At 35.6% G+C, this 25,860-nt stretch carries 25 protein-coding genes, 1 pseudogene and 1 riboswitch; of the genes and pseudogenes, 14 read left to right on the top strand and 12 right to left on the bottom strand.

Translation table 11 applies throughout. The features are described from left to right. Positions 1-72 precede the first annotated feature (72 nt). Complete coding sequence (locus AC4BHP_RS10640) at positions 73-2,220, bottom strand: MMPL family transporter (protein WP_139891511.1); 2,148 nt, start codon at positions 2,218-2,220, stop codon at positions 73-75. 232 nt (positions 2,221-2,452) lie between these two features. Here AC4BHP_RS10640 and AC4BHP_RS10635 point away from each other — a divergent pair, with 232 nt between their 5' ends. The 4 genes from AC4BHP_RS10635 to AC4BHP_RS10620 all read left to right on the top strand — a co-directional run bounded on the left by AC4BHP_RS10635 (position 2,453) and on the right by AC4BHP_RS10620 (position 5,451). Then, complete coding sequence (locus AC4BHP_RS10635; protein WP_066101994.1) at positions 2,453-2,977, top strand: YusW family protein; 525 nt, start codon at positions 2,453-2,455, stop codon at positions 2,975-2,977. 295 nt (positions 2,978-3,272) lie between these two features. After that, a complete protein-coding gene (locus tag AC4BHP_RS10630) occupies positions 3,273-3,395 on the top strand; it encodes a hypothetical protein (RefSeq protein ID WP_257468979.1) in 123 nt (40 codons plus the stop codon). Positions 3,396-3,413: 18 nt separating this feature from the next. After that, positions 3,414-4,352, top strand: coding sequence for a magnesium transporter CorA family protein (locus AC4BHP_RS10625; protein WP_066101990.1), 939 nt, complete (start codon positions 3,414-3,416; stop codon positions 4,350-4,352). 226 nt (positions 4,353-4,578) lie between these two features. After that, positions 4,579-5,451: a cation diffusion facilitator family transporter gene (locus AC4BHP_RS10620; RefSeq protein WP_139891579.1), complete on the top strand. Its 873-nt coding sequence runs from the start codon at positions 4,579-4,581 to the stop codon at positions 5,449-5,451. 136 nt (positions 5,452-5,587) lie between these two features. Here the strand turns inward: AC4BHP_RS10620 and AC4BHP_RS10615 are convergent, their stop codons facing one another. Next, positions 5,588-6,877: an NCS2 family permease gene (locus AC4BHP_RS10615; RefSeq protein WP_139891510.1), complete on the bottom strand. Its 1,290-nt coding sequence runs from the start codon at positions 6,875-6,877 to the stop codon at positions 5,588-5,590. Between the two features lie 122 nt (positions 6,878-6,999). Here AC4BHP_RS10615 and AC4BHP_RS10610 point away from each other — a divergent pair, with 122 nt between their 5' ends. Further along, positions 7,000-7,917, top strand: coding sequence for a LysR family transcriptional regulator (locus tag AC4BHP_RS10610; protein WP_066101984.1), 918 nt, complete (start codon positions 7,000-7,002; stop codon positions 7,915-7,917). A gap of 117 nt (positions 7,918-8,034) precedes the next feature. Further along, the gene (locus tag AC4BHP_RS10605) at positions 8,035-9,258 is read left to right on the top strand and encodes an aminopeptidase (protein WP_066101980.1); all 1,224 of its coding nucleotides are present in this window, start codon (positions 8,035-8,037) and stop codon (positions 9,256-9,258) included. 161 nt (positions 9,259-9,419) lie between these two features. Here AC4BHP_RS10605 and AC4BHP_RS10600 read toward each other — a convergent pair whose 3' ends face one another. From AC4BHP_RS10600 to AC4BHP_RS10590, 3 genes and pseudogenes are all read right to left on the bottom strand, one after another. Then, positions 9,420-9,659: a hypothetical protein gene (locus AC4BHP_RS10600; protein WP_148630822.1), complete on the bottom strand. Its 240-nt coding sequence runs from the start codon at positions 9,657-9,659 to the stop codon at positions 9,420-9,422. Between the two features lie 80 nt (positions 9,660-9,739). Continuing rightward, positions 9,740-9,955: pseudogene (locus tag AC4BHP_RS10595) on the bottom strand (hypothetical protein); the annotation flags it as partial. A 47-nt stretch (positions 9,956-10,002) separates the two neighbouring features. After that, positions 10,003-10,209, bottom strand: coding sequence for a hypothetical protein (locus tag AC4BHP_RS10590; protein WP_066101973.1), 207 nt, complete (start codon positions 10,207-10,209; stop codon positions 10,003-10,005). Between the two features lie 167 nt (positions 10,210-10,376). Between AC4BHP_RS10590 and AC4BHP_RS10585 the strand changes: the two genes are divergently transcribed. Then, the gene (locus AC4BHP_RS10585; RefSeq protein WP_148630824.1) at positions 10,377-11,474 is read left to right on the top strand and encodes an AI-2E family transporter; all 1,098 of its coding nucleotides are present in this window, start codon (positions 10,377-10,379) and stop codon (positions 11,472-11,474) included. A gap of 186 nt (positions 11,475-11,660) precedes the next feature. Here AC4BHP_RS10585 and AC4BHP_RS10580 read toward each other — a convergent pair whose 3' ends face one another. Beyond that, positions 11,661-13,022 (bottom strand): hemolysin family protein, encoded by a 1,362-nt coding sequence (locus tag AC4BHP_RS10580; protein WP_077247972.1) that lies wholly within the window; start codon positions 13,020-13,022, stop codon positions 11,661-11,663. Between the two features lie 474 nt (positions 13,023-13,496). Here AC4BHP_RS10580 and AC4BHP_RS10575 point away from each other — a divergent pair, with 474 nt between their 5' ends. The 4 genes from AC4BHP_RS10575 (at position 13,497) to AC4BHP_RS10560 (ending at position 16,907) form a co-directional block, all read left to right on the top strand. After that, a complete protein-coding gene (locus AC4BHP_RS10575) occupies positions 13,497-13,667 on the top strand; it encodes a hypothetical protein (protein WP_180349928.1) in 171 nt (56 codons plus the stop codon). 348 nt (positions 13,668-14,015) lie between these two features. Next, on the top strand, positions 14,016-15,275 hold the full coding sequence (locus AC4BHP_RS10570) for a dicarboxylate/amino acid:cation symporter (protein ID WP_066101967.1): 1,260 nt from the start codon (positions 14,016-14,018) through the stop codon (positions 15,273-15,275). Between the two features lie 64 nt (positions 15,276-15,339). Next, positions 15,340-15,440: riboswitch (TPP riboswitch) on the top strand. 113 nt (positions 15,441-15,553) lie between these two features. Continuing rightward, positions 15,554-16,144, top strand: a complete 591-nt coding sequence (gene thiT / locus AC4BHP_RS10565; RefSeq protein WP_490552144.1) for an energy-coupled thiamine transporter ThiT — start codon at positions 15,554-15,556, stop codon at positions 16,142-16,144. A gap of 301 nt (positions 16,145-16,445) precedes the next feature. Further along, positions 16,446-16,907 (top strand): helix-turn-helix domain-containing protein, encoded by a 462-nt coding sequence (locus AC4BHP_RS10560; protein WP_066101963.1) that lies wholly within the window; start codon positions 16,446-16,448, stop codon positions 16,905-16,907. A 169-nt stretch (positions 16,908-17,076) separates the two neighbouring features. Here AC4BHP_RS10560 and AC4BHP_RS10555 read toward each other — a convergent pair whose 3' ends face one another. After that, positions 17,077-17,577, bottom strand: a complete 501-nt coding sequence (locus tag AC4BHP_RS10555; protein WP_066101960.1) for a universal stress protein — start codon at positions 17,575-17,577, stop codon at positions 17,077-17,079. A 301-nt stretch (positions 17,578-17,878) separates the two neighbouring features. Between AC4BHP_RS10555 and AC4BHP_RS10550 the strand changes: the two genes are divergently transcribed. Continuing rightward, on the top strand, positions 17,879-18,043 hold the full coding sequence (locus AC4BHP_RS10550) for a hypothetical protein (RefSeq protein ID WP_175354229.1): 165 nt from the start codon (positions 17,879-17,881) through the stop codon (positions 18,041-18,043). 111 nt (positions 18,044-18,154) lie between these two features. After that, on the top strand, positions 18,155-20,152 hold the full coding sequence (locus AC4BHP_RS10545) for a transglycosylase domain-containing protein (RefSeq protein ID WP_490552136.1): 1,998 nt from the start codon (positions 18,155-18,157) through the stop codon (positions 20,150-20,152). Between the two features lie 100 nt (positions 20,153-20,252). Here the strand turns inward: AC4BHP_RS10545 and AC4BHP_RS10540 are convergent, their stop codons facing one another. Next, complete coding sequence (locus AC4BHP_RS10540) at positions 20,253-20,549, bottom strand: HPr family phosphocarrier protein (RefSeq protein ID WP_066101953.1); 297 nt, start codon at positions 20,547-20,549, stop codon at positions 20,253-20,255. A gap of 427 nt (positions 20,550-20,976) precedes the next feature. Here AC4BHP_RS10540 and fumC point away from each other — a divergent pair, with 427 nt between their 5' ends. Then, entirely contained in the window at positions 20,977-22,365 is a 1,389-nt protein-coding gene (gene fumC / locus AC4BHP_RS10535) for a class II fumarate hydratase (RefSeq protein WP_139891508.1), read from the top strand. A gap of 67 nt (positions 22,366-22,432) precedes the next feature. Here fumC and AC4BHP_RS10530 read toward each other — a convergent pair whose 3' ends face one another. From AC4BHP_RS10530 to AC4BHP_RS10515, 4 genes are all read right to left on the bottom strand, one after another. Further along, positions 22,433-22,648, bottom strand: coding sequence for an alpha/beta-type small acid-soluble spore protein (locus AC4BHP_RS10530; protein WP_066101945.1), 216 nt, complete (start codon positions 22,646-22,648; stop codon positions 22,433-22,435). 651 nt (positions 22,649-23,299) lie between these two features. Continuing rightward, positions 23,300-24,400 (bottom strand): ABC transporter ATP-binding protein, encoded by a 1,101-nt coding sequence (locus tag AC4BHP_RS10525; protein WP_490552132.1) that lies wholly within the window; start codon positions 24,398-24,400, stop codon positions 23,300-23,302. A gap of 135 nt (positions 24,401-24,535) precedes the next feature. Next, positions 24,536-25,435: a PucR family transcriptional regulator gene (locus AC4BHP_RS10520; protein ID WP_066101938.1), complete on the bottom strand. Its 900-nt coding sequence runs from the start codon at positions 25,433-25,435 to the stop codon at positions 24,536-24,538. A gap of 31 nt (positions 25,436-25,466) precedes the next feature. Beyond that, positions 25,467-25,682: a YheE family protein gene (locus AC4BHP_RS10515; RefSeq protein WP_490552129.1), complete on the bottom strand. Its 216-nt coding sequence runs from the start codon at positions 25,680-25,682 to the stop codon at positions 25,467-25,469. Positions 25,683-25,860: the final 178 nt, after the last annotated feature.

Genomic DNA, 25,860 nt, shown 5'->3' with positions numbered 1-25,860 from the left:
ACCTCCAAATTGATAAATCTCTTCAGTTAAAGTGTAATCCAAAACAATTGAGGATGCGAGTTTGGTATACAATCAATTATTGCTTTTTTTCGCCCTTTTTTGTCCAGGGAACCACCAATTCCATTTGCCCAGCAATTTCATTAGAGAAGGAACAAGGACCATACGGACAAGGGTGGCATCTATAAAAATAGCTAAGGCCACACCAACCCCGATTTGCTTTACCGGTACAATATCTGTAAAAGCAAAGGCACCTGTAACAGCAATCATTATGGCGGCTGCCGAGGTGATAATTTTGCTTGTTGTAGTTAAGCCTTCAAGGGTAGCTTTATCGTTATCTCCAGTTTCGAGATAAATCTCTTGGATACGGGAGATTAAGAAAACTTCATAATCCATACTTAATCCAAAAACAATTGCAAAGGTTAAGATAGGTATCATTAGTGCAATTGGGTTAGGATCAACTCCTAAATTCCCGTGCTGGAAAATCCATACAATGATACCAAAGGCAGCTCCAAGGGAAAGGATATTCATCAGAATAGCTTTCACCGGAATGAGTACAGACCGGAATGCAACTAATAAAATCAAATAAGTAGCCCCGATAATCAGTAATAAACCTTTTGGGACCTGCTCCAGGATTTCATCAAAAATTTCTTGTGTGAATTTTGCCTGACCGCCAATAGTGTGAGTCAGCTCTGGATGTATGTCTTGATTCTCAGCCTCTCGAACCCAATCTTTTGCTTTCGCGGTTTTGTATGCTGCATCGAGTTTAACCGTTATGTGGGTTGTATCTTCGTTCACTAGCTTTTCGAGGACAGGAGCCATTTTTTCTCTAGCCGCATCAGATTGTAAGGTTTGATATAACTCTTCAGCGGAGTTTGTGTTTGTATACGTAAATATTGAATCAACTTGATCGACAAGCTCATCTTCCTTAAGCTCATTTATAAATGCTTCTATGTTCTCAAGGGATTCCTTTGATAATATGTCCTCTTGATTTTTTGTTTCTAAAACAATCGGTACGTTTGACTGATTGCTTGGAAGGAAAGAGTCTTCAAATTTTTCATATGCAATTCTTGTTTGACTGTCAGCCGGCAAAGAATCAGCATTAGGTATTTCTAAATCAATATTGCGAATAGGGGTGGCTGCAATCATTAAAATGAGTAAAGCGGCTAAGGCCATAATTATAGGGCGTTTCATTACGAAGTTTGCGAAACTTCTCCATTTACTGTCCGAGTTTTCTTTAGTTTTTAGAATCATAGCTTTGTTAATGTTTTTACCGATAATGCCTAATAAGGCCGGCAGGAAGGTAAGGGCAGAAATGACAGAAATGAAAACAGCGACTATACCGCCGACAGCTATACTTCGGAATATATCAATATTAATGAAAAACATCCCTGCAAGACCAAGAACAACACAGGTTCCAGAAAAAGCAATTGCTTTCCCGGCAGTTTTGTTTGTAATGCTCACGGCTTTACTGACTTCATGATGCTGCAGTTCTTCTCTGAATCGATGGATGTAGAGAAGGGCAAAATCAATGCTGACTGCTAACCCAATCATGGGAACAACATTTAAAACAAACACGGAAAGATTAATACTCTGACCAATAAAATAAATAATCCCCATCGAGGATACAACGGCTACAATCCCGGTCATCAGGGGAATGGAAGCAGCAACCAATCCTCCAAAAGCTAATAACAATACAATCATGGCGATTGGAATCCCAATCATTTCGGCATTTTTTAAATCAGTTTGAGATGCTTTGCTCATATCTTCTTCAATGACATGGCTACCAGTCAGAGAAGCGGATATATCCTGGCCAGCAATCTCTTGGTTTAAAGCTTTAATATAATCTGCAGGTTCTTGTGTGTCTTCGTCAAAAGAGATAGAGGCATAGGCAATCTCCTTTTTATATTGTAAATCATTTTCTAAGGGGGATTCTACTGAGCTAAACCCGTCGATTTTTTTCACATCATTCAATACTGAGTTTATCTTTTGTTTAAAATCCTTTTCCTCTAAATTATCCTTATTTTCAAATAAAATGATATAAGGTGAGGCTGATTGACCGAACCGATCCTCTAATAGCTCATTTGTTTTATCATAGGAGGACTCTTCCATCTCAAAGCCGCTGCCTTGCAGAATACCAGGCATTTTTAGAGCGAAGAATCCCATTACCAATGTGAAAATAATCCAAATCACTAAGATTATTTTACGATATGTATACATCATTCAATAAACCTCCTCTTTTAGCTCTATGTGCCACAATTCTCTATACCCATGTATACAAGATATATCCTCCCGCTATATAACATTTTAAACTTTAAAAGCAGTTTATCATAGGTTTTACCCGGTAAGTATAATGAAATAATTATCACTATAAATATGAAAAGATAGTGTATTTAGAAGCTAAGTGGGGAAATACTAAAACAACAGTTACATAACAAACTTAGGAGGAGACATTATGAAGAAATTATCATTAATCATGTGTATGTGCGTTTTAACAGTATTTGCAGCAGGGTGCAATAATAATGATGATGCACAAAAAGATAATCAAGCAAATGACAATCAAACAACAGAAAATAACAATGCGAATGATACAGCGACAGACAATAACAACGCAAACAATCAAGCAACAGACAATAATACGGGTACTAATACAAATGATTCAGCTTATTCTTTTAGAGATTTTGATCTTGAAGTGAAATACGAAAATAATAAGGATTATGAGGTTAGCTACGAAAATGATAACGATGGAGTAGAAGCTTCGATTGAAGATGATCGAAATAATGAGCGAGTAAATGGTAATGATGCAGTTGACCGCTTAAATCCTATATTTAAAAAATTAGATATTGATTCTAATACATCACAGGATGATGTTATATCCAAAGTTATTTCAGCATTTGAATTAGATGATAATTATCAGGCGATTGATATAGATATTTCATTTAATGACGGAACAGAAAAAGAATATAGAAATAATAAGTAATTGATATACGCAATCAGAGCATCCCTTAAGATTAAAAGGGGATGCTTTGTTTTTATGTAGATTTTATTTTTTATTATTTAGGGTGTAAGAAATGCTTTTTCCAATCAGTTGGGATAAGTAAGGGGGTTAATTGTCTTTTTAGAGAACGAAAGAGCAAAGGCTATTATAAAAAAAGGGAGTATGACAGTCAGACTAAGGTAATCTTTTTATGAATAGTTAATTTCCCATTGCACAGCTTTGAATGTTAGGTATAAGATGTAAGAGGCAAAACTATCTTCAGGAGGAGTTGAGATTATTGAGTAGCTACGATTCGAGTGACCCAGACACGAGCTTGCCTGAGGAAACCAACAGTGCTTTTTATAAAAGGTGGGGAAAGATAATCGTCATTCCATTAAAAAGAGTTGTTGCTTCCTCATAATGAGAGGAGGTTAAATCAATGTTAGAATATTATATCTCAGATACAGATAGTAAATTACAGAAAATTGATGAACTAAAAAAAGGGTGCTGGGTCAATATGGTTGCGCCAAGTGAAGCTGAAATCAAGTTAATTTCGGATCGTTTGGATATACCGGAAGATTTCATTAAAGACCCATTGGATGATGAAGAACGGTCTCGGCTTGAAAGAGAAGATAATCATATATTGATCATTGTAGACTTTCCATACATTACGTATGATGATGGGGGATTCCCGCTTTATGAAACTCTTCCAATTGGTCTGATTGTAACAGACGAATGCTTTATTACAATCTCACTCATTGAAAATCCCATTATTACTGATTTTGTGAGTAAGAAAATGAAGGGATTTTTTACGTATAAAAAGACAAGATTTGCTCTTCAAATTCTGTTTAATATCTCTAGCTATTATTTAAGATATTTAAAACAGATCAATCGTAAAACAGATGATATCGAAAAAGAATTACACCAGTCTATGAAAAATGAAGAGCTTTATGCATTTCTTTCATTAGAAAAGAGTTTGGTGTATTTTACGACGTCGCTAAAATCCAATAAAATCGTATTACAAAAACTTTTGCGGTTAAATCACTTGAAGATGTATGAAGAGGATAAGGATCTTTTAGAAGATGTTATTATTGAAAACACGCAGGCGATTGAGATGGCTGAGACGTATCATTCCATTTTGACGAGTATGATGAACACATTTGCTTCAGTTATTTCGAATAACCTGAATATCGTGATGAAATTCTTAACTTCCATAACGATTATTTTATCATTCCCGACTATTGTAGCAAGCATATATGGGATGAATGTTAATTTACCTTTTCAAAATAACCCGTATGCGTTTATAGGTGTTATTTGTGTTGCCCTATTGTTATCATCCATTACAACTATAATATTTTGGAAAAAGAGATACTTTTGAAGATAGCAAAAGCTATCTCTTTTTTTTGGGTAAGCTAAATATGTTGAGTCTCTTTCGTGAAAAAGATAAAATATTGTTTTGTGTTCACAATTGATATGTTTCCGAAATCAGTTTTATACAGTTTGATTAAACAGTGGCATAACATTTTTTTTGCACCAACGTATGGAATCCATTTCATATAGGTGTAATAAGTATGGGGTGAATTTTCTTGGAACTTAGAGAGTCAATGGCAAAAAGGGTAGCCTGGATTAGTATTTGGAGCAATATAATTCTTACAGTTGGAAAAATCGTAATCGGAATAATCGCAAGCAGTGATGCGTTATTCGCAGATGGGATACACTCGGCAGCGGATGTTTTTGCGGCGGTCATCGTATTATTGGTACTTAAAGTTTCAAATAAACCTGCGGATCTTGAGCATCCATACGGACACGGCAAAGCTGAAGTAATTGTTTCCGGGGTAATTGGAATCTTATTATTATTAGTATCCCTTTATATTGTGTATGAAGGTGTAGCTGGATTTTTCCATCCTATTGAAACTCCAAGCATGATTGCCTTCTGGATTGCTTTATTTTCTTATGTAACGAAAGAATGCTTATTCCGTTATTCCATGAATGTCGGCAAACGGGTAAACAGTAAAGCGATTGAAGCGGTAGCATATGATCACCAGGCAGATATAGTGGCATCGCTGGCTGCAGCAATAGGTATACTTTTATCTTATCTTGGGGATAAATTAGGAATTACCTTTCTCTTATATGGGGATAAAGTCGCGAGTATATTTGTAGCCTATTTGATTTTTAAAATTGCAAGGGAAATGCTGACAGAAGCCTTCCATATTCTAATCGAACGCAATGTACAGCCGGAAATGATGGAGCAATTTGAGGCTGTTATCCTTAGTTTTGAGGAAGTCAGACGTATTGACCGAATAAGGGCAAGAGAACATGGTCACTACATAATAATGGATATTCGTATCTCCATTGACCAGGATAAAACAATTAAAGAAGGTCATGACCTATCAAGAGAGATTAAGAATTCTCTAAAGGAGAAATTTGACCATATTGAAGAAGTGCTCATTCATTTAAATCCATACTTTCCAGAATAAACGAAGGCCAATTTACATGTTAATTGTAAATTGGCCTTTTTTCGTTCTGTTTTACCGAAATTTTAGTTATCCACGTTCAAGATTTAATTAACATTAACAAACCGGACAGCCATCTAACACCTGTCCGGTTTGTTTCTTATATGGATGTATATTGAAAGACAAAATTGAGCGTAAATAATAGAGCAATAATATAAAGTGGTACTGAAACATCGCGTTTTTTTCCTAAAAATAGCTTAATTAATGGATAGGCTATGAATCCTATAGCCATTCCATTGGCAATGCTGAATGTTAATGGAATTAAAACAATCACCAATAAAGCAGGGAAACTCTCAGTTAAGTCATTCAGATCAATTTCCGTTATATTTTGAATCATTAATGCCCCAATTAAAATCAAAATAGGGGATATAGCTGCATTTGGAATGATTTTAATTATAGGTAATAAAAATAATGAAGCAAAAAAGAACAAGCCTGTAGTGACAGCTGTTAATCCTGTTCGTCCGCCTGCTGTAATCCCTGCTGCTGTTTCCACAGTGGCAACAGTCGGGCTTGACCCGAATATACCGCATGACAGGACAGATAGAGCGTTAGCTTTAAGGGCTTTATTATTTTTCTCGGGTTGTTTTATAGATACAGTATGTGCATGAATTAACCCAATATTTTCAAAGGTCACAACCATGGCCATTGAAAAAGAAGTTAACAGAAAACCGATTGAGAAGATATTGGTAAATGACATGGCTCCAAAAACTTCTCCATACGAGTTAAATGATGGTTGAGTCCATTCAAACCCATCAAGGTTTACCACTCCAAGAAAGATGGCCAGGATGGTGATGATAGCGACACTGATTAGGAGATTTCCAGGAATATTACGAGTAAATAGAATAAAGGTAATTATAAGACCAAGAATGGTTAACAAGGTTTCCGCATTTGTTAAGTCACCAAGAGCAACAATAGTTTCAGGTGAGGAAACGATAATTCCGCTTTGCTCAAACCCTATAAACATTAATAAAATTCCAATCCCAACTGTAATTCCTGCTTTTAAGGAATGCGGGATTGCTTCAGTAATTTTTTTAGCTAACGGTGTGAACGCAATAAGCATGAAAAGTACACCTGAAAGAAAAACAATTCCAAGTGCTTCCTGCCAGCTATAGTTACCATTGATAACGATTGTATATGTGAACATTGCGTTAATTCCCATGCCCGGGACGACGATGATGGGAGTATTACTCCAAAGTCCCATAATCATGCAACCGAATACACAGGTAAGTATAGTTCCAATCATAGCTGCGTCATATGGTATTCCGGCTTCTGATAGGATTTTGGAATTGACAATTACGATATAAACAATGGTGATAAAAGAAATAAAGCCAGCGAGGATTTCACGTTTTATGGTAGTACCGTGCGCATCCAATTTAAATAATTTTTCCATGATGTGTCGTTCTCCTTTTTAAAAAGCTACCTTCCCATGCTATCATTGTGTGTAATATATGAAAAATATTTATTTTGTATGATAAGTATATCTTTTTGATATAACGGAAATGAGGACAGGATATGGATATAAAACAGTTACGCTATTTTGTAGCCATTGCAGAAGAAAAACAAATTACTAGAGCGGCAAAACGATTGCATATGGCTCAGCCGCCGCTCAGTCAACAATTAAAGAGAATGGAAGATGAATTAGAAGTTGTCCTTTTTAATAGGAAAGGAAACACTCTTGAATTAACTCAGGCAGGAGCCTCTCTCTATCAAAAAGCAGTGGATATCATTAGAGTATTTGAAGAAATGATAACTGAAACGAAAGAAATGGTGGAAGGATTAAGTGGTAATCTCCGCATTGGAGTAAATACATTTTCTGATTATCAATTAGCAGGTTATCTAAATGACTTTCATCAAAAATATCCTAATGTTTATTACACCGTTTATCAAGGGAATTCAGTGGAATTGACGAAAATGATTAAGGAGGGGCTGCTTGACATTGGATATGTCATCTTTCCAATTGAGTCTCATGAGGTGAATATACTGCCCATTAAAACAGAGCCATTTGTTTATTTAACAAATGAAAAAATAGAGAGCTCTGAAACAATCGTTTCTTTAAAAAGCATTAGTAAAAAACCATTAATTCTACCAAGCAATGAAGGATTAGGAATCTACAAAATGATTGTCAGTGAATTCTCAAGGCTGCACATAAAACCGTTAGTGAAAAGCGAATGCTCAGACATCAAGCTATTACTTCAATTGGTAAAGCAGGGATTTGGGGTCACTGTTGTACCGGAATCAGTTGTAAAGACATATGATACACACCAATTATACAGTTATCAGCTTCAAGAAAAAGATTTAACATCTACGGTGGGTGTTATTTGGTCCAAAGAAAGATATCTGGCAAAGACAGTGGAAAATTTCCTGAGTATGATTAAACAAAGAACAGCGGGAAGTCCAGTTACTGAATCAAGTGATAATAACCAGTATTGATAAAGGTATTCTCTTTTTTTATAATTTTTAAAAAAACCAATTCGTTCAACTGTGTATTCCAACAAGGAGTGGTAAAATAGTAACGAATGGGAATGATGTTTTAAAGGAGCTGAAAGAATGAATTTTGAACAAAAATTAAACAAATATGCAGAATTGGTTGTTAAAGTGGGAGTCAATATTCAAGAAGGGCAAATTTTGGTAATCTCATCCTCAATTGAATCAGCATCGTTTACACGCCAAGTTGTTAAAAAAGCTTATGAAGCCGGTGCAAAGCATGTATACGTGGATTGGGCTGATGAAGAGGTTAGCAGAATCAAATATGAATTGGCTCCAGATGAAGCCTTTAATGAATTTCCGCAATGGATAGTGGCTCAACGAGAGGAGTTGGTAGAAAAAGGTGGTGCTTTCCTATCAATTGTTTCTCAGAGTCCTGACCTATTAAAAGGAATCGATCCGAATCGAATTGCTAGCTTTCAAAAAGCGGCAGGCACTGCATTAAATAAATTTAGACAAGCTACACAATCTGATAAAGTGAGCTGGTGTGTAACAGCTGCTGCAGGGAAGGCCTGGGCTGACAAGATTTTCCCTGATTCCGAAAACAGTGTGGAATTACTTTGGGATGCGATTTTTAAAGCAGTCCGAGTAGATAGTGAGGATCCAGTTGCTGCTTGGAAGGAACACGATGAAACCCTGCGTACAAAAGCAGACTATTTAAATTCAAAAAAATATAAAGTTCTTCATTATAAAGCGCCAGGAACAGATTTATCCATTGAGCTGTCTGATAAACATATATGGTGCGGAGCCGGTAGTGTGAATTCAAAAGGTATATCGTTTATGGCTAATATGCCAACAGAGGAAGTCTTTACGGTTCCTTATAAAGAAGGCGTGAATGGAACTGTTACAAGCACGAAGCCTTTAAGCTATGGCGGAAATGTCATTAACAATTTCACGTTAACATTTGAAAAAGGAAAAGTTGTAGATGTAAAGGCAGAAACAGGTGAGAATGTTCTTAAGAATCTTCTTGACTCTGATGAAGGATCTCGCTATCTTGGTGAAGTTGCCCTAGTACCTCATCAGTCACCAATCTCTGATACAAATATTTTATTCTATAATACTCTCTTTGATGAAAATGCATCCAATCACTTGGCTATTGGCTCAGGCTATGCTTTTTGTCTTGAAGGAGGCAAAGAGATGAATGAAGATCAATTAGCGAATGATGGTGTCAATATAAGTATTAATCATGTTGATTTTATGATTGGTTCTGCTGAAATGGACATTGATGGAGAATTGGCGGATGGAACAAAAGAACCTATTTTCCGAAAAGGGAATTGGGCGTTCTAAACAAAGCTGGAGATAGAGCCGGAACATAAAAGTTCCGGTTTATTTGTATTAGTTCTTTTCTAATAGTATATTGCTGATATCTCAATAAAAAAAGACAGCTTTTGTGCTGTCATTACTTTGTTTGAAGCCCCTAGCTAGCATACTAAAAAATATATTAAATTTTATTTAAGATTTTTTTCAATTCGGTCAAGACGTTGTTTAGTCTCCTGTATATCTGTTTCTATCAGCTTTAGTTTTTGCTCAACCATTTTACTGTTAGTTAGATAACGCTTAAAAATCTTAACAATATATATAATAGCGATAATAATTAAAATCATTACCGCCAATAGAAAAAAAGGTAAAACATTCGTAAAGATATCTACAAAATTCGATGTTTCCACCTCTGGCTTTACTGTTTCCACTATAGTGTCACTCCTTTACATAGTATTTTTCTATAAGTCCATTAATTCTACATTAAACATTGTTATGGATTAACCTCACTTCAACCTGAGTTACTCTTTCTATGATCCCAAAGGGTTAAAATTTCTTTCTCAATTTCCTGCGTAATATCATATGCACCTTTAGATTTGTTAGAACATATTACGGCTGTGATTGACATCTTAGGATAAAATGCCGAATGGAAACTAACTCCCGGGTCATAACTCATAATATGATATTTGAAAATCTCATCATTATGTTTCTCTATCCATACTCCGTAATAGCTGGTGAATTGTTATACCCTTTTCAAAGTTCGGGAATTGAATATTAAGACAATCTTCTAATTTCATCTCCCATTTCTGTGTTTTGGTTCTTATGGTTGTTTATGCTTAGTGAAAAAGCTGAACAAAGCAAAAATATGAATGCTAACCCAACTCCAACTAACATTGAATATCCGAAAATGTTTTTTAGCGCCATACCACCTGCGATACTTGCAACAAATAGCAACAGAAACATCACTGTGTAGTTCTTCAATTTAAACACCGCCTTACCAATATTATACAACAATCAGTAGGAAAACAGATTTTTATAAAAAGTATGACATCTAATGTATTAAAACATTATATTAATGGGAATGTTTTTTCTAACGAATAAATACGATATAATGGGGAATAACCGAATATGAGGAGAGGAGGATACAATTGAAATCAAAATTACATTTTTGGACATTGGAAATCTTGTTACTGTTATTGATTATATTCGTAAGTACAAAAATTTCCTTCTTATTTAATCCGATTGGGATCTTCATATCTACGCTTTTTTTCCCAATTTTGATTTCAGGATTTCTGTTTTATTTATTAAATCCACTTTTAAAATTTATGATAAAGCGGAAAGTACCAAAAATCATTGGAATCTTGATCGTATACATAGCCCTGATTGGTTTATTTATATTTGGTGGAGCAACAGTTGGGCCAATCGTTTCGAATCAAATAACAGATATAGTCGAGAATACGCCTAAAATCATTGATGATATTGGAAGAATCATTGAGGATGCATCTGATTCCCCTTTGGTTAATTATGTAATTCAACAGGATATAGTTAAAATAGACGAACTGAAGGACAGATTGCTTGAATTCACAACCACTGTGACAAAGAATATAACGACTGGAGTCTCGGTCGTCTTCTCCTTTATCACAAATCTGACATTAATTATCATAACAGTTCCGTTCATCCTGTTTTATATGTTGAAGGATGGGAATAAACTTCCCAATGCAATCATGAGATTTTTACCATCTTCTTTTAGGAAAGAAGGAATGGTTATTATTCAGGAAACCTCTGAGACATTGGCAAGCTATATACAGGGACAAATTATTGTCTGTATTTTTGTCGGTACGTGTTGTTTTATCGGTTTCTTAATACTGGATTTACCATATGCACTGACGCTGGGATTAGTAATTGCAATTACAAACATTATTCCTTATGTAGGCCCGTTTATTGGGGCTGCACCGGCAGTGGTAGTCGGTCTATTCCAATCGCCGCTAACAGCTATTTTGGTCATCTTAGTGATTGTAATAGTTCAACAAATTGATGGTAATCTGATTTCTCCGTTGATTATTGGGAAATCACTTAATATTCATCCATTGACCATTATCTTGATATTATTGGTTGCAGGAAGTTTAGCTGGTATAATGGGGATGATATTAGCCGTGCCGACCTATGCTGTTGTAAAAACGATCACCAAAAATATTGTAAGGCTCTATAGATTGTATAAGACGAAAACGACTGTTATAACCGAGTAATGATTGAGCAGGACCTGTTAAGGTTCTGCTTAATTTTGTTTTCCTGAAGTAAATAAGCTAGCTCGAAAGGATCTTGTAGCTAATCAGGAAAAGAGGCATACATTATAAAAACCGCTTCTCTAAGGAAATTAAATTCCAATTTGGAGAAGCGGTTTGTTGGTTGGTGTTCTATAAATAATTTAAATATTAAGAGAAGAGGACATTATCTTCTTCAGCGACGTTTTTTTGTGGTATACCGATTATCTGATATTCTTTAACCTTTTGCTTAATTTCAACATAATGGATATGATGGTCTTCCATATCGATGATGGTTACTTCATATCCTTCGAGGTCAATCGTATCCCCCAACTTGGCATCATAATTTTCGGTTAGAACCCATCCGCCGATTGTATCAATATCTGAGTCATCCAAATTAGTTCCAAGCAAGTCATTAATTTCACTGATAAGTACTTTTGAATCAACGATATAGGAGCCGTCTGGATTTTTACGAATCTCAGGTATCTCGTCAGCATCGAATTCGTCGCGGATTTCTCCAACAATTTCTTCAACTATATCTTCAATAGTGACTAAACCTGAAGTTCCGCCATACTCATCCATCAGAACAGCCATGTGAATGCGTTCAGTTTGCATCTTGACTAATAAGTCATGAATCGGCATGGTATCTAAGACACGGATTATCGGCCTAATGTAGGGATCAAGAGTGACAGTTGTCACCTGTTTATGCTGGACGATATCTGTCAGTATTTCTTTTACATTTACTAATCCAATGATGTGATCCTTATCTCCATCAATAATAGGATAACGAGTGAATTTCTCAGCATGAAATACATCAATAAATTCCTTTACGAGGTCATCTTTTGATAAGGAAATCATTTCTGTTCGTGGTACCATAATTTCTTTTGCAATTCGGTTATCAAATTCAAATATATTGTTCACATATTTAAACTCAGATTGATTAATTTCGCCGCTCTTCAAACTCTCAGACAAAATAATTTGCAGTTCTTCTTCTGTATGTGCAATCTCATATTTTGATGCGGGTTCAACTCCGACTGATTTGGCAATCAGCCTTGCTGACCCGTTAAGAGCCCATATAAAAGGATACATGATTTTATAGAAAGTCATAAGTGGCTTTGAAGTAAGAAGAGCAATTGATTCCGCTTTTTGAATGGCAACAGTCTTTGGTGCCAATTCACCAATGACTACGTGAATAAATGTAATTAACATAAAAGAGAGAATGATGGTCAGTGTTTTGGCAACAGCATCCGGTAATGTCAAGAATGATATTACTGGAGATATGATAGTGGCAAAGGTTTCTTCTCCGATCCAGCCAAGTGCCAGTGCTGTCATCGTTATGCCAAGCTGACAGGCAGACAAGTATTCATCCAGATTTGTGATGATTTTTTTTGTACTTATTGCCTTTTTATTTCCTTCTTCAAGTAATTGATCTATCCGTGAAGAACGAATTTTAACAATTGCGAACTCCGATGCAACAAAAAATGCGGTTAATGCAATCAAAATGGCTATAAAAACCAAATTCCATATGTCCAATAAATTTCCTTTAACCGTTTATGACGGTCAAGGAGTCACCTCCTGTAGTAATAAGCTGCTATCAGCTAAATGGTTTAAATATAAAAGATCGACTATATGAATGTTTTTGGTCATCAACTTCCCATGTGAATCACCCCTTGGATTATAAAAGAGAAGTATTTGAAAAAGAGTTATTACTATCCATTATATTAAATTTATAAATGAATAGCATTTGTTTTTATTCCTAATTTAATAATTTGACTATATTTTCAATAAATATGAAATTTGGGACTATCTTTTTTTCAGCAATTTAGTAAAATTTAAGTTGTGGAATTATTTACATAAGTAACATAATTATAGTGTTATTTACATAAAATCAGTTAGTAAATAAAACAGATATAAATGTCAAATAAAATGCTTGTATTTTGGTTTGAGGGATTAATATAAGGGTATATTTGTATGGATTAGTATAAATTAGAGGTGGAGATAGTGTGTATGGATATCGTATCTAAATTTAAGGTGCAGGGAATTATCATTGAAAAGACAAAATCACGTAATGAAATATTTTCAAATGTATTTATTTCAGGGTTCTCTGATTTGGGTCATGAATTAATGGCTGAGGAAGCATCTGAGTCCAAGAAGGAAGTAGAACTAAAAAGTCATTAATCAATCTCATACATACATATTAGTTAAAAATACGATCATTTCACAGAAGACGCATGTATGCGTCTTTTTTTGCTGTTGTATGAGGATATGCAGAAAAGACGGAAATATAAAAATTTATATTTATGTGATCAAGGGACAAAACGAGAAAAACAGGCCCTCACTCAAGCTAAGAGCAAGATTGTACACACCTCCCTGTAATTCTTTCCATTGTCATCTTAGGAATAATCTACTATTATTATATAGAAATAAGAAAAACCATTCTAATTTGTGGGGTGTTTTTTCGTTAAATTCTCCTTTTATGTGGAGTATAGTAGATTTTTTCTAATAGATAATTGAAGGAGGACATCTATGAACCTTACAGTTAAAATTATATTAGGATTGTTTTTTGGTGCGATTGTTGGATTGATGCTTAACATTTTTTCACCTCAATCATTTGAAATCTTAAATGCTTTAGTATTTTCACCAATCGGCAGTCTGTTCATTAACGCTATTACCATGCTGGTTGTTCCTATTGTACTTATCTCAATTACTCTAGGTACGGCGGGTTTAGGGGATCCTAAAAAACTCGGCAGAATTGGTGGTAAAACCATTCTTTATTTTCTTTCAACGACTGCATTTGCTATCACAATTGGTATATTCCTGGCCTTAGTCATTAAACCAGGGAACGGAGGTAATTTTGATATTGCCTCAGCTGAATATACAGCCACTACAGCCCCTTCTATAACTGAAACTCTCATTAATATCATTCCAAAGAATCCAATTCAGGCAATGGCGGATGGAAATATGCTTCAGGTAATTGTAATGTCTATTTTCTTTGGGATCGCAATTACGGCTCTTGGAGAAAAAACAAAAGGTATTATCAACCTTTTGGAGCAAGGTAATGAAGTACTGATGTATTTAGTTAACCTAATTATGAAGGCAGCACCTTATGCAACATTTGCCTTAATAGCAACTGCTGTCGGAAGCCAAGGTCTTCCGGCTATTAAAAATATGGGTCTTTATATGATCGTAGTTCTTTTGGCATTATTGGCTCATACAATTGTCATATACGGGGGAGCGATTGCAATATTCGCGAAACGTAATCCAATAGAGTTTTTCAAAAAGTTTTTCCCAGCTATGACAGTCGGGTTTAGTACTTCGTCGAGCAGTGCAACTTTGCCGGTAGCTATGGAGCTTACACAAAAAGAGCTGAATGTACCAAAAAGTATCAGCAGCTTTGTGCAGCCGCTTGGCGCTACCATTAATATGGATGGAACTGCTATTATGCAAGGGGTTGCTACTGTATTTATTGCCCAGGCATATAGTGTGGACCTTACAATGACGCAATTAATTACTGTCATCCTGACAGCTGTTCTTGCAAGTATTGGAACAGCAGGTGTGCCGGGTGTAGGATTAATCATGTTGACTATGGTTCTTGGCCAGGTTGGCCTTCCAGTTGAGGGTGTAGGTTTGATCCTCGGTATTGATCGCTTACTTGATATGACGAGAACAGCAGTTAATATTACTGGAGATGCATCTTGTGCTGTAATTATTGCCGAATCTGAAAAGAAACGTGAAGAAAAAGAAGATAAAGCAGATACAATAAAAATAGAAGAAATGACTGCTTAGTTAGATTTGGATTAATAATACTTGCTAATGTATGGAAAAATTAGTACGATGTAAGAAATGAATAGTATTCCACAAGGGGAGCCTATGGCTGAGAGTGAACGATCGAGTTCTGACCCTTCGAACCTGTTAGTTAGCACTAGCGTAGGAATGTGGCTGAATGAATGTAATGTAAGCAATGCGAGCCATTTTTGTGCGAGCATTGCTTTTTTGCATTTTTGGATGCCCGATCAAGATGGAGGTTACGATTCAGGAGCTCTTGATTAGAAAGGGGAAGTAAGATGAGAAACAAACGATTATTATTTATGGTGGAGATTGCTGTTTTTTCTGCTTTGGCATTTATTTTTGATTTGTTGGCCACTGTTGTATCTTTTAGTTTATGGCCGCAGGGTGGCAGCGTGTCAATCGCTATGGTACCTGTTTTTTTAATGGCTTATCGATGGGGTGTTAAAGGTGGCGTAACCACAGGATTACTGTTGGGTTTGCTACAAATTCTATCAGGAACTGCTTATATCATGCATCCTGTACAAGGTTTTCTCGATTATATTGTCGCTTATACGGTTGTTGGCTTAGCTGGGATTGTATTTAAATATGCAGATAGAGAACGAATTGGCAAAAAGGATATTAAAACATCAGGTATTATTGTTTTAGGAATACTACTGGGAAGTACGATGCGTTTTTTTGCACACTTTATTGCTGGAATGGTTTTCTTTGGAACTGGCGCAGCAGATGGCCAATCAGTCGCAGTTTTCTCGTTGTTTTATAATTTATCCTATATGCTGCCAAGTGTTGTTGTAAGCGGAATGGTAATGATGCTATTATTTGCAGCAGCACCACGGGTTATCTTGCGGAAATCTGTACATCATTCCTAAAAAGATTAATAATTTGAATTTAGGGCTCTCGACATAGTCGAAAGTCTTTTTGAGTTTTTCTCATTCCATGTACTTGAACCCGACCCATCTTGGCTTCGCTCCTGAAAGAGTTATAGTTCTATCGTCCTTTTTAATTAATAGAAAGCAGTTTTTTGTAAAAAGAAGAAGAGAAAATAAAAAAATTAGTAAATTTATACATAATAATACCTATCTTCCATTTATTTCTATTATAATGATAGTAGTGAACATTAAATTTGGAGTATAAATATTATATTTTATATTGATGGGAAGTGGGATGATTATGAGTAAGGATGAAATTATTCGTCTAATATCTGAACGTATGCGATTAATCCGTGTGGAAGTTGATTATACACAAGACAAGATGGCTGAAATAATCGGTATTTCTAAAAAAACATTGGTACAAATTGAAAAAGAGCGTAATGAAGCAAGCTGGACTACTGTCGTGGCTGTCGTTTCATTATTTCGTGAAACATTAACAGTGCAGACTTTATTTGGCGGGGACCCTCTCGAGGTCATTGAAACGGTTTCAAGAGAAAGAATTGATTACAGGAAAGAAAAAATGCTTGGCGGTAAGGTATGGTGGAAAGATATTCTTAATGATGGCGGGTATGTTCTGCAGCAAAATATGATTAGTGAGCACTATCGTATTTTAGATGGGGATCAGTATCGAATCTATAGTTCATTAAACGAGAATGATGCACATAATAAATATAAAGAATTGGTTAATAAAGTGTTGCAATAATACTCTGATATTGAGAGATTCCTGTTGAACGTACGTGTGTATGAAGTTGCCTGGAATGTCTCTTTTTTTAGTTTGATAATTTTTTTAGATTTGGATTTTCTAGCAAAATAAATGGCCTCCTTTTGCTCTCTATGAGGCAGGAGGCCTTATATAGTTAAGGAACAATTAATTATTTTGCCACTAACACAGGACATGAGGCATTTTTAATGATTTTTTCAGAGATATTGCCGAGAAACAATTTACGAAGACCGGTAGTGCTGCTATTGCCGACAATAATTAAATCGACTCCCTCTTTTTCAGCATATTGAAGAATCATATCATCAATTGTCCCTTCAAGTACTACAAAATGTGAATGGATAAGATTATTACCTTCCAAGCTGTTTACATAGCGTTCAATTTCCTCAAGTCGATTGTTATTCGCAGAGTTATTGTTTATTAAAGAATTAGTTTCTGGTACGATTGCCTGCCCCTGGCTGGAGTCTGCGTAAAATGTGCTGTTGGTTGAGGCTACAAATGTATTCTCAGGAATTAATCCTTCATTATTTTCTTCATAAACATAAACTACTGATAATAAGGAGTTCTCTTTACTCTTACAAAAATTTAATCCCATTGATAAACCCAATTTAGCCGAATCTGAGCCGTCGAACGCCACCAATATATGGTTAAACATATAACTCAGTCCCTTCATTTTATTTGCACTCGTTATTATTTATCCTTTATTTGACTTTTGGAAACATCAGGCAAGGGAACCTGTCAATCCAATATCCTATATAGTGACCTTATGCCTTAAAAGAGTAGGTATATTATCTTTTTTGATAATTTGGAAAATTAGTCTTAATTTGTTGTGAAATAGGGTCAAATCAAGATTACCTATTAAGAAGTTCGAAAAATAGATAAATATGCCAAAAGACCAATGGTCATACCAGCAAATATCTTGTATTCTTGTATTATAGAAAAAAGAGGTGATGAGGATGTTAGATGAAAAACAACCCCAGGATATTCACCCAATTATTAAAAAATGCTTAACTCACTTGGATGTTTTGGGAGCAGATGTAAAATTAAAGCAAATTGTTTATATGTATATGGAAACATTGCATAAAGAAATTGGAAACTCGAATAATGAGATTAACAAGTGAAAGATATAGGTAAACCTAAAACAACTGTCTATCAGTTGTTTTTTATTTTTTGTGTATAATATGTAACAATGGATAGAAATTTAGTTGATTTTTAGAGAGGATGAGAATTGGATGGGTTATAAGTTTTTAAAAATATTTGACCATTCTCGTTTAGTACACATTCTTCTGCTTGGTCTATCGTTCATAGCCCTTATCATAAGTTCATTCCTTTATCTGCTCTTAAATCAGGAAGTTGATTTGTCTCATCTGAAAACTGAGCTTATGCAGCCAACCATCATTTATGATATGGATGGAGAAGAGGCTAGTAAAATTTCAGCAAATAAGACAGAAGGGGTTTCAATTAATCAGACTCCAGAGCATGTGATTGATGCTGTTATATCAATAGAAGACCGACGTTTTTATGAACATAGTGGGATTGATTATATAGGGATTATTCGAGCAGCATATGAGAATTTCACTGCAGGAACTGTTGTTCAGGGTGGAAGTACTATCACGCAGCAACTGGCAAAAATAACACTTTTAACGCCTGAACAAACCTTGAAGAGAAAGCTGAAGGAGGTTTCGATAGCCAGCCAGATTGAACGTGAATACTCAAAAGATGAAATCATGGAGATGTATTTAAATCAAATTTATTTTGGGCATGGCGCTTGGGGAATTCAAAATGCCAGCAAAGTATATTTTGGAAAAGAAATCGAAAAGGTCAATCTATCTGAGGCCGCTTTGTTAGCTGGTTTAATACATGCTCCCTCTGTTCTGGATCCTTATAAAAACTTTGAGGCGGCAAAAAAAAGGCAAGAAGTAGTGTTGGTTCAGATGGAAAATAGTGGGTTTATTACGAGTGAAGAGAGGGAATCAGCAGCTGAAGAAGAAATAAGTTTCACAGAGTTAAGCGATCCCTTAAAAGGAATGTTTCCCTACTATGTTGACCAGGTGATTATGGAAGCTGACAAAACATATGGAATAAAGCAGGACGAGTTGTTAACAGGTGGATATAAAATATACACAGAACTAGATCAAGGTATGCAGGAAGATATGGAAGAAGTATATAAACAAGCTGATTTGTTTGCAAAAGGTTCAAATGCAGATGAATTAGTACAAAGCAGTGCCGTTTTGCTTGATCCAAAGACTGGCGGTGTCAGAGCCCTTATTGGGGGAAGGGGAGAGCATGTTTTTCTTGGATATAACAGAGCGACACAATTAAAAGCCCAGCCAGGTTCAGTGATGAAGCCGCTCGCAGTTTATACACCTGCCCTTGAAAAAGGATATAAACCTACAGATTTGATTAAAGATACGGAGATGGAATTTGCAGGAGGTTATTCACCGAAGAATTATAATGATCAGTATGAAGGAGAAGTTCCGATGTTCGAGGCTGTGTATAAATCGAAAAATATCCCTGCAGTCTGGCTTTTGAATGAAATAGGCATACAAGCTGGAATGGATTATGCAGAGAAATTTGGCATTAAACTTGGAAAGAATGACCGAACACTGAGTCTTGCTTTAGGTGGGCTAAACAAGGGAGTATCTCCACTGCAGATGGCTTCAGCCTATTCTGTATTTGCAAATGGAGGTGTACGTCAGGAAGCACACCTTATCCGGAAGATTGTAGATGCGAGCGGCAAAGAAGTTGCTGTCTTTAAAGGGAAAAAAATTAAAGTAACGACCAAGGAAGTAGCAAAAAATATGACTGCCATGCTAAAGGGTGTGGTTGATCATGAAGGTGGAACTGGAACAAATGCAAAGGTTGAAAATAGAGATATCGCTGGAAAAACAGGTTCAACTCAGGTAGATAATGTGTCTAGACAGGACGCGGTAAAGGACCAATGGTTTGTCGGTTATTCTCCCAACCTCGTTGGTGCCGTGTGGATGGGCTATGATAAAACAACAGCCAATCAGTATCTTTACAAAGATAAAATAAGCGGTGCAAATATTGTTTTTCAGGAAATCATGACAAAAGCCTTACAAAATGTCGAAAATCAAACATTTGATGTTCCAACAATAGATGATATGGAAAAGGAAGTAGAAAAGAACCGTTTTAAAAACTATTGGATTGAGCAAAAGGAAAAGATTCAGAAAAACTTTGATGAATGGATCAATCGCTGGAAAAATTAATTAAAAAATAAGTTGCCTTCCATATTCAATAGGAATGAAAAAAGCCCATTTGAAATCGTAAATTTTACGGTCTCAAATGGGCTTTTCTACTATGCTGTAATTAAGACATAGAGGGTGTTAACTCAGTATTTTCTGTCAGACATATTGTTTCGATTTGCTCAATTGCCCCTTGAGCATTTTCGCCTTTAACAAGGACTTTAACATGTGCATCCGTACCTAATGTTAGGAAAAAAGCTGTTAAAGAAGAAATATCCTTTACGTTAATTTCTTGTGTATTCCTTACCAATTTGATTGTTCCATTAAAGTTTTTCGCATATTGTGCTATACACATTAATTGTGGAAGTGTTATTTGTTTTTGAATGGAAAGTTCAGAAGAACCGATTTCATATTTTTGCATTTTGTCTCACCTTTTCCTCTGTTATTGAGCTAATTTATATACTATTTACCCTGTGTTAAATTAATTAAACAAAATATAGATAACGTGGGAAATTAATGATGGATTGGAATCAACATGAGTGATAGTCATAGAATTGTAAAATATTTTCATTTTTTAACCGGTCAGCCCAGAGTTAAATGTGCTATTTTTATCATTATAAGGATATGAGGAGGTAGGGAAAATGATTGATTACACTGTAACGCTTGCTATAGCTAGTATCATGACTTTAGGCTTTTTTATCGGGCACATGCTTTGGGATACGTAAACCTAATATCTCCTAAAAGCTAACAGTCAAGGGGGCTAGATTTAAGCGCTATCATTTGACCATCTGCTATAATAGAGAGTATGTTCTTAATAGTAAGATAATACTTTATAGGGGATGATGAAGGTGGAATATCGGATTGAAAAAGATACGATGGGAGAAGTGCGTGTTCCAGCTGATAGCTATTGGGGGGCTCAAACAGAGCGTAGCCGCAACAATTTTAAAATTGGACAAGAATTAATGCCAATTGAGATTGTATATGCCTTTGCCCACCTAAAAAAAGCAGCTGCTTATTCCAATTTTGATTTAGGTAATTTATCGGAAGAAAAAAAGAATGCGATATCATACGTATGTGATGAGATTATCGCAGGAAATTTAAATAGTCAATTTCCTCTAAAAGTTTGGCAAACTGGAAGTGGAACCCAAAGCAATATGAATGTGAATGAAGTAGTAGCACGTAAAGGGAATGAATGGCTGGAGAATAATGGGTTTGAAGCAACGCTGCACCCTAATGATGATGTAAACATGTCTCAAAGCTCCAATGATACATACCCAACGGCTTTACATATTGCAGCTTATGAAACTATACATAAAAATGTTTTGCCTGAAATTATTGCTTTTAGGAAAGTACTTCAAGAAAAAGAGCAGGAGTTTATGGGAATTGTTAAAATTGGACGTACTCACCTGCAGGATGCTACACCATTAACACTTGGCCAGGAAATAAGCGGATGGAGATTCAGTTTTGAACGTTCAGAACAGATGATTAGGGAAAGTGCCGAGAAGCTGCTTAGCCTTGCGATAGGAGGTACTGCTGTTGGTACAGGCATTAATGCCCATCTCGAATTTGGGGATAAAACAGCGGGATATATATCTGAACAAACCGGTTATAACTTCATTTCTTCACCAAACAAATTTCATGCATTGACCAGCCATGATGAGATTGTTTATGCGCATGGTGCATTAAAAGCTTTGGCTATGGATGCGATGAAGGTGGCCAATGATATACGCTGGTTGGCAAGCGGCCCTCGCAGTGGTATTGGGGAGATTACCATTCCTGCAAATGAACCTGGGAGTTCGATTATGCCTGGTAAAGTAAATCCGACGCAAAGTGAAGCTTTAACAATGGTAGCTGTTCAAGTATTGGGAAATGATACATCCATTGGATTTGCTGCAAGCCAGGGGAATTTCGAATTAAATGTATTTAAACCCGTGATTGCTTATAATTTCCTGCAATCATCCAGATTATTGTCAGATTCGCTTAAATCCTTCAGGGTTAATTGCCTGGTTGGACTTGAGGCTAATATTGAAAGCATTCAAAAAAATGTAGAGTCCTCCCTTATGCTCGTAACGGCACTAAACCCGCATATAGGCTATGAGAAAGCAGCTGAAATTGCTAAGCTTGCCTTTAAAGATAACAGTACGTTAAAAGAAACAGCCTTGAAATTGGGTTATTTAACTGAGGAAGAATTTGATCAATGGGTAAATCCAAAAGATATGGTCAAACAAAAATCCTAAAAACATTCGTAACCCCCTTCCGAATTGTTCGGAAGGGGGTTTTAGCCATTTTATATGAAATTTTTAATTAAGATTGAGATCTGCCGCTGATTTGTTGTTCACCCATACGAACAAGTCTTTTTGTGATTTCCCCTCCAACAGATCCGTTTGCGCGAGCTGTTGTTTCAGCACCAAGTTGTACTCCAAACTCAGTAGATATTTCGTATTTCATTTGATTGATTGCTTCTGCTGCACCTGGAGCAACCAATTGATTAGAGTTATTGTTTGAGCTGTTTTGAGCCATGATGTTAATCTCCTTTAAAAAAATGATTTATTTGGCTGGGTCAGTCGGATTTGAACCGACATACAGGAGATTATCGTATGAAATCTCCTAAGCCCTAAACGGCTTGACCCATTGATGTGAGTGCGTCTTTCTACTAGCTAGTATGGAAGGTCACACTTTAATTTATACATAGATATAAAAAGGTAAAAGCTGGAGTTGATAATATTCGTAAGGGTGTACAAGCAGGAAAATATTATCTGGATTCCATGAACATAAAAAATCTCATGGGTGAAACGCTAAGGAAAAGAAAAGGTTTGGAGAGGATAATATGGAATGTCCTTTATGTAATGGTCTAACTTCTATAGAATACTTATGTAAAAATTGTGATATAAATATGGAGGACTTTGGGAAGGTAATGGATTACTATGACGACTATAGTGCATACCTGGAGACCAATATACAAAAACAAACGGACGGAGATCCTCAATCGGTAAGACAAAATATATGCAAACATCTTTTATCCTGCAGTCAATGTGGAAACGACGAGGTAGTATCTATTCACGAAATGTATATTTGAGAATAATTATAATTCCTGAAAACTGAATTAAAGCCATATCAGGAAACAAAAAAGCCAAAATCCCGAGAGATTTGGCTTTGAGTTTTTATAATTAATTATGGGCGAATTCTTAACTCAGTGTCTTTATCAAAGAAGTGTGCTTTGTTGATATCTAATCCTAATTTAATGGTATCCATTGGACTGATATCAGAACGGGAATCGATACGTGCTACGATGGATTGACCTTCAATTTGAGTATAGAGCATCGTTTCAGCACCCATTAATTCTGCCACTTCAATTATGCAGCTGACTGTAGTTTCTGGGGATGCATCCATGAATATAGGTTCATCATGGATATCCTCAGGACGAATACCAAGGACAACGTCTTTACCTATATAGCCTTGTTTGCGCAAATAGCTTAATTTACCTTCAGGTACGGCAATGCGAGTGCTGCCGGTTACAAAATATCCATCTTCTAATTTCCCATTAATAAAGTTCATGGCAGGAGATCCGATAAATCCACCTACAAAGATGTTTTCTGGATTTTCATAAACGTCTTTCGGTGCACCGACTTGTTGGATGAAGCCGTCTTTCATAACTACCAGACGAGTAGCCATTGTCATTGCTTCTGTTTGGTCATGTGTTACATAAATTGTAGTTGTATTTAATCTTTGATGAAGCTTAGCGATTTCAGCACGCATTTGTACGCGCAATTTAGCATCCAGGTTAGACAAAGGCTCATCCATAAGGAAAACTTTTGCGTCACGAACGATAGCACGGCCCAATGCAACACGCTGACGTTGACCGCCGGAAAGAGCTTTTGGTTTACGATTTAAATATTCCTCGAGACCGAGAATACGTGCAGCATCTTTAACGCGGCGATCGATTTCAGCTTTATCAAATTTACGAAGCTTTAGTCCAAAAGCCATATTATCATATACACTCATATGAGGATATAATGCATAGTTTTGGAAAACCATTGCAATATCACGGTCTTTTGGAGGTACATCATTCACGCGTTTATCATCAATATAGAAGTCACCTTTAGAGATTTCTTCTAATCCGGCGATCATACGTAAGGTTGTGGATTTACCACATCCAGATGGACCTACGAAAACGATAAACTCTTTATCTTTTATGTGTAAATTAAAATCGGTTACTGCAGTTACCTTATTATCATAAACTTTATAAATATTTTCTAATTTTAACTGAGCCATCTTGAAATGTCCTCCTTGATAACTATGTAATAATGAAACCCTTTTCACAAATAATTTTACTAGTCTAATAGTTAAAAATATATGTTCAATTTGCACAAATATAATGATTATGAAATGGGCTGGTTGCACTTATAGTTAATTTGTATTCTCCAGTAACCGGATAGCTAAATAGGCACATAAGCTGTCTTCGAATTTTCGAACATCGAGATTGGTAATTTCATAAAATTTATCAAGACGATATTTTAGACTGTTACGGTGAAGAAAAAGCTGTTTTGCAGCAACAGTAGCATTGGCATTAGCTTTAATGTAAATCATAATAGTTTGGAGTAGATCTTTTTCATTTTCTAAAGTGCCGAGTAGATTTTTAGCTAGAGTTATACATAAAGTTTGATTTTTACCTAGTAATAAAAGATCCAAAAAAGCTGAAGAAAAAGTAATGACTTTATCTTTTGAGTTATACAGACGTATGGTTTTAAAGCAAGTATCTTCTGAAGAAAAATACGTTATGATTTCATTCGAAAGCGGATAATTATTTCCTATAAATAAACGGAAATGTGCGTATAAATCGCTTTCAAGGGTATGAATGACAGCATTAAAATCTTGATTTGTGAGCAAAGTGGATTTGGTGTTTTCTATAATGACTCCGCTAGATGGGTCCTTCCAGCAAATGACCGGGTCATGAAAAAAGCCATTTATAGCATCGGAGAAGTCTGTAATATTAATATCATTGTTTGGAAGATTATAATGAATAAAGCGGTATGACCCATCTTCAATTTTCGGCAATGGTGCAGAATCCTGTTGGTATAATAATTTGTGCCAATGCATTTGCTGGGCAGATCTATTAAGTTCTTCAGTATGAAGCAAAAAGGGTTCTAAAAAAATATTTAATAGAGCCAATTGATCAGATGATACAGACCTTTTTGGAATACCGATATATTGATTCGCATTTTCTATGTACCAATAATAGGATTGATCCTCCAACGGATATGAAACACGGATTGCGTTGGGAAAGAGTATAAGTAAGTCAGTGTTCATGAGTAATCCTCCAAATATTTTGTATCATAGTCTATTGATTATCATATACATGATAAAGCATCAATTCGTGTACTCTGGATTCTAATTCTGGTTTAGCATAGTCAGATGGCTGTGTTTCAATCCAAGTAATAGAACCATCTTTATGGTAAACTCCTTTATACCGTTTTTTTTCAAAGTAGAAGGAAAACTTCCAACCAGGTATTTTTTCTGTTTCATATAATGATTTCCATTCAAAATGATTAATCAATAGATTGCACCTCAAATCTAAATTTAATAGCAATAATCATAATTATACACTTTAAATAAGCATTTATATCCAATTACAACCTCGTATAAGGAAAGCTAGCATCAAAATCTTTGAAAAATGGACACCGATGGTTGCAATTTAATAGTAGAAAAGACTAAACTATTTCTTACAAACAGGA

Source organism: Pradoshia sp. Z4_20 (genome assembly GCF_058216035.1).
This window is presented reverse-complemented; position numbering and strand designations above follow the sequence as displayed.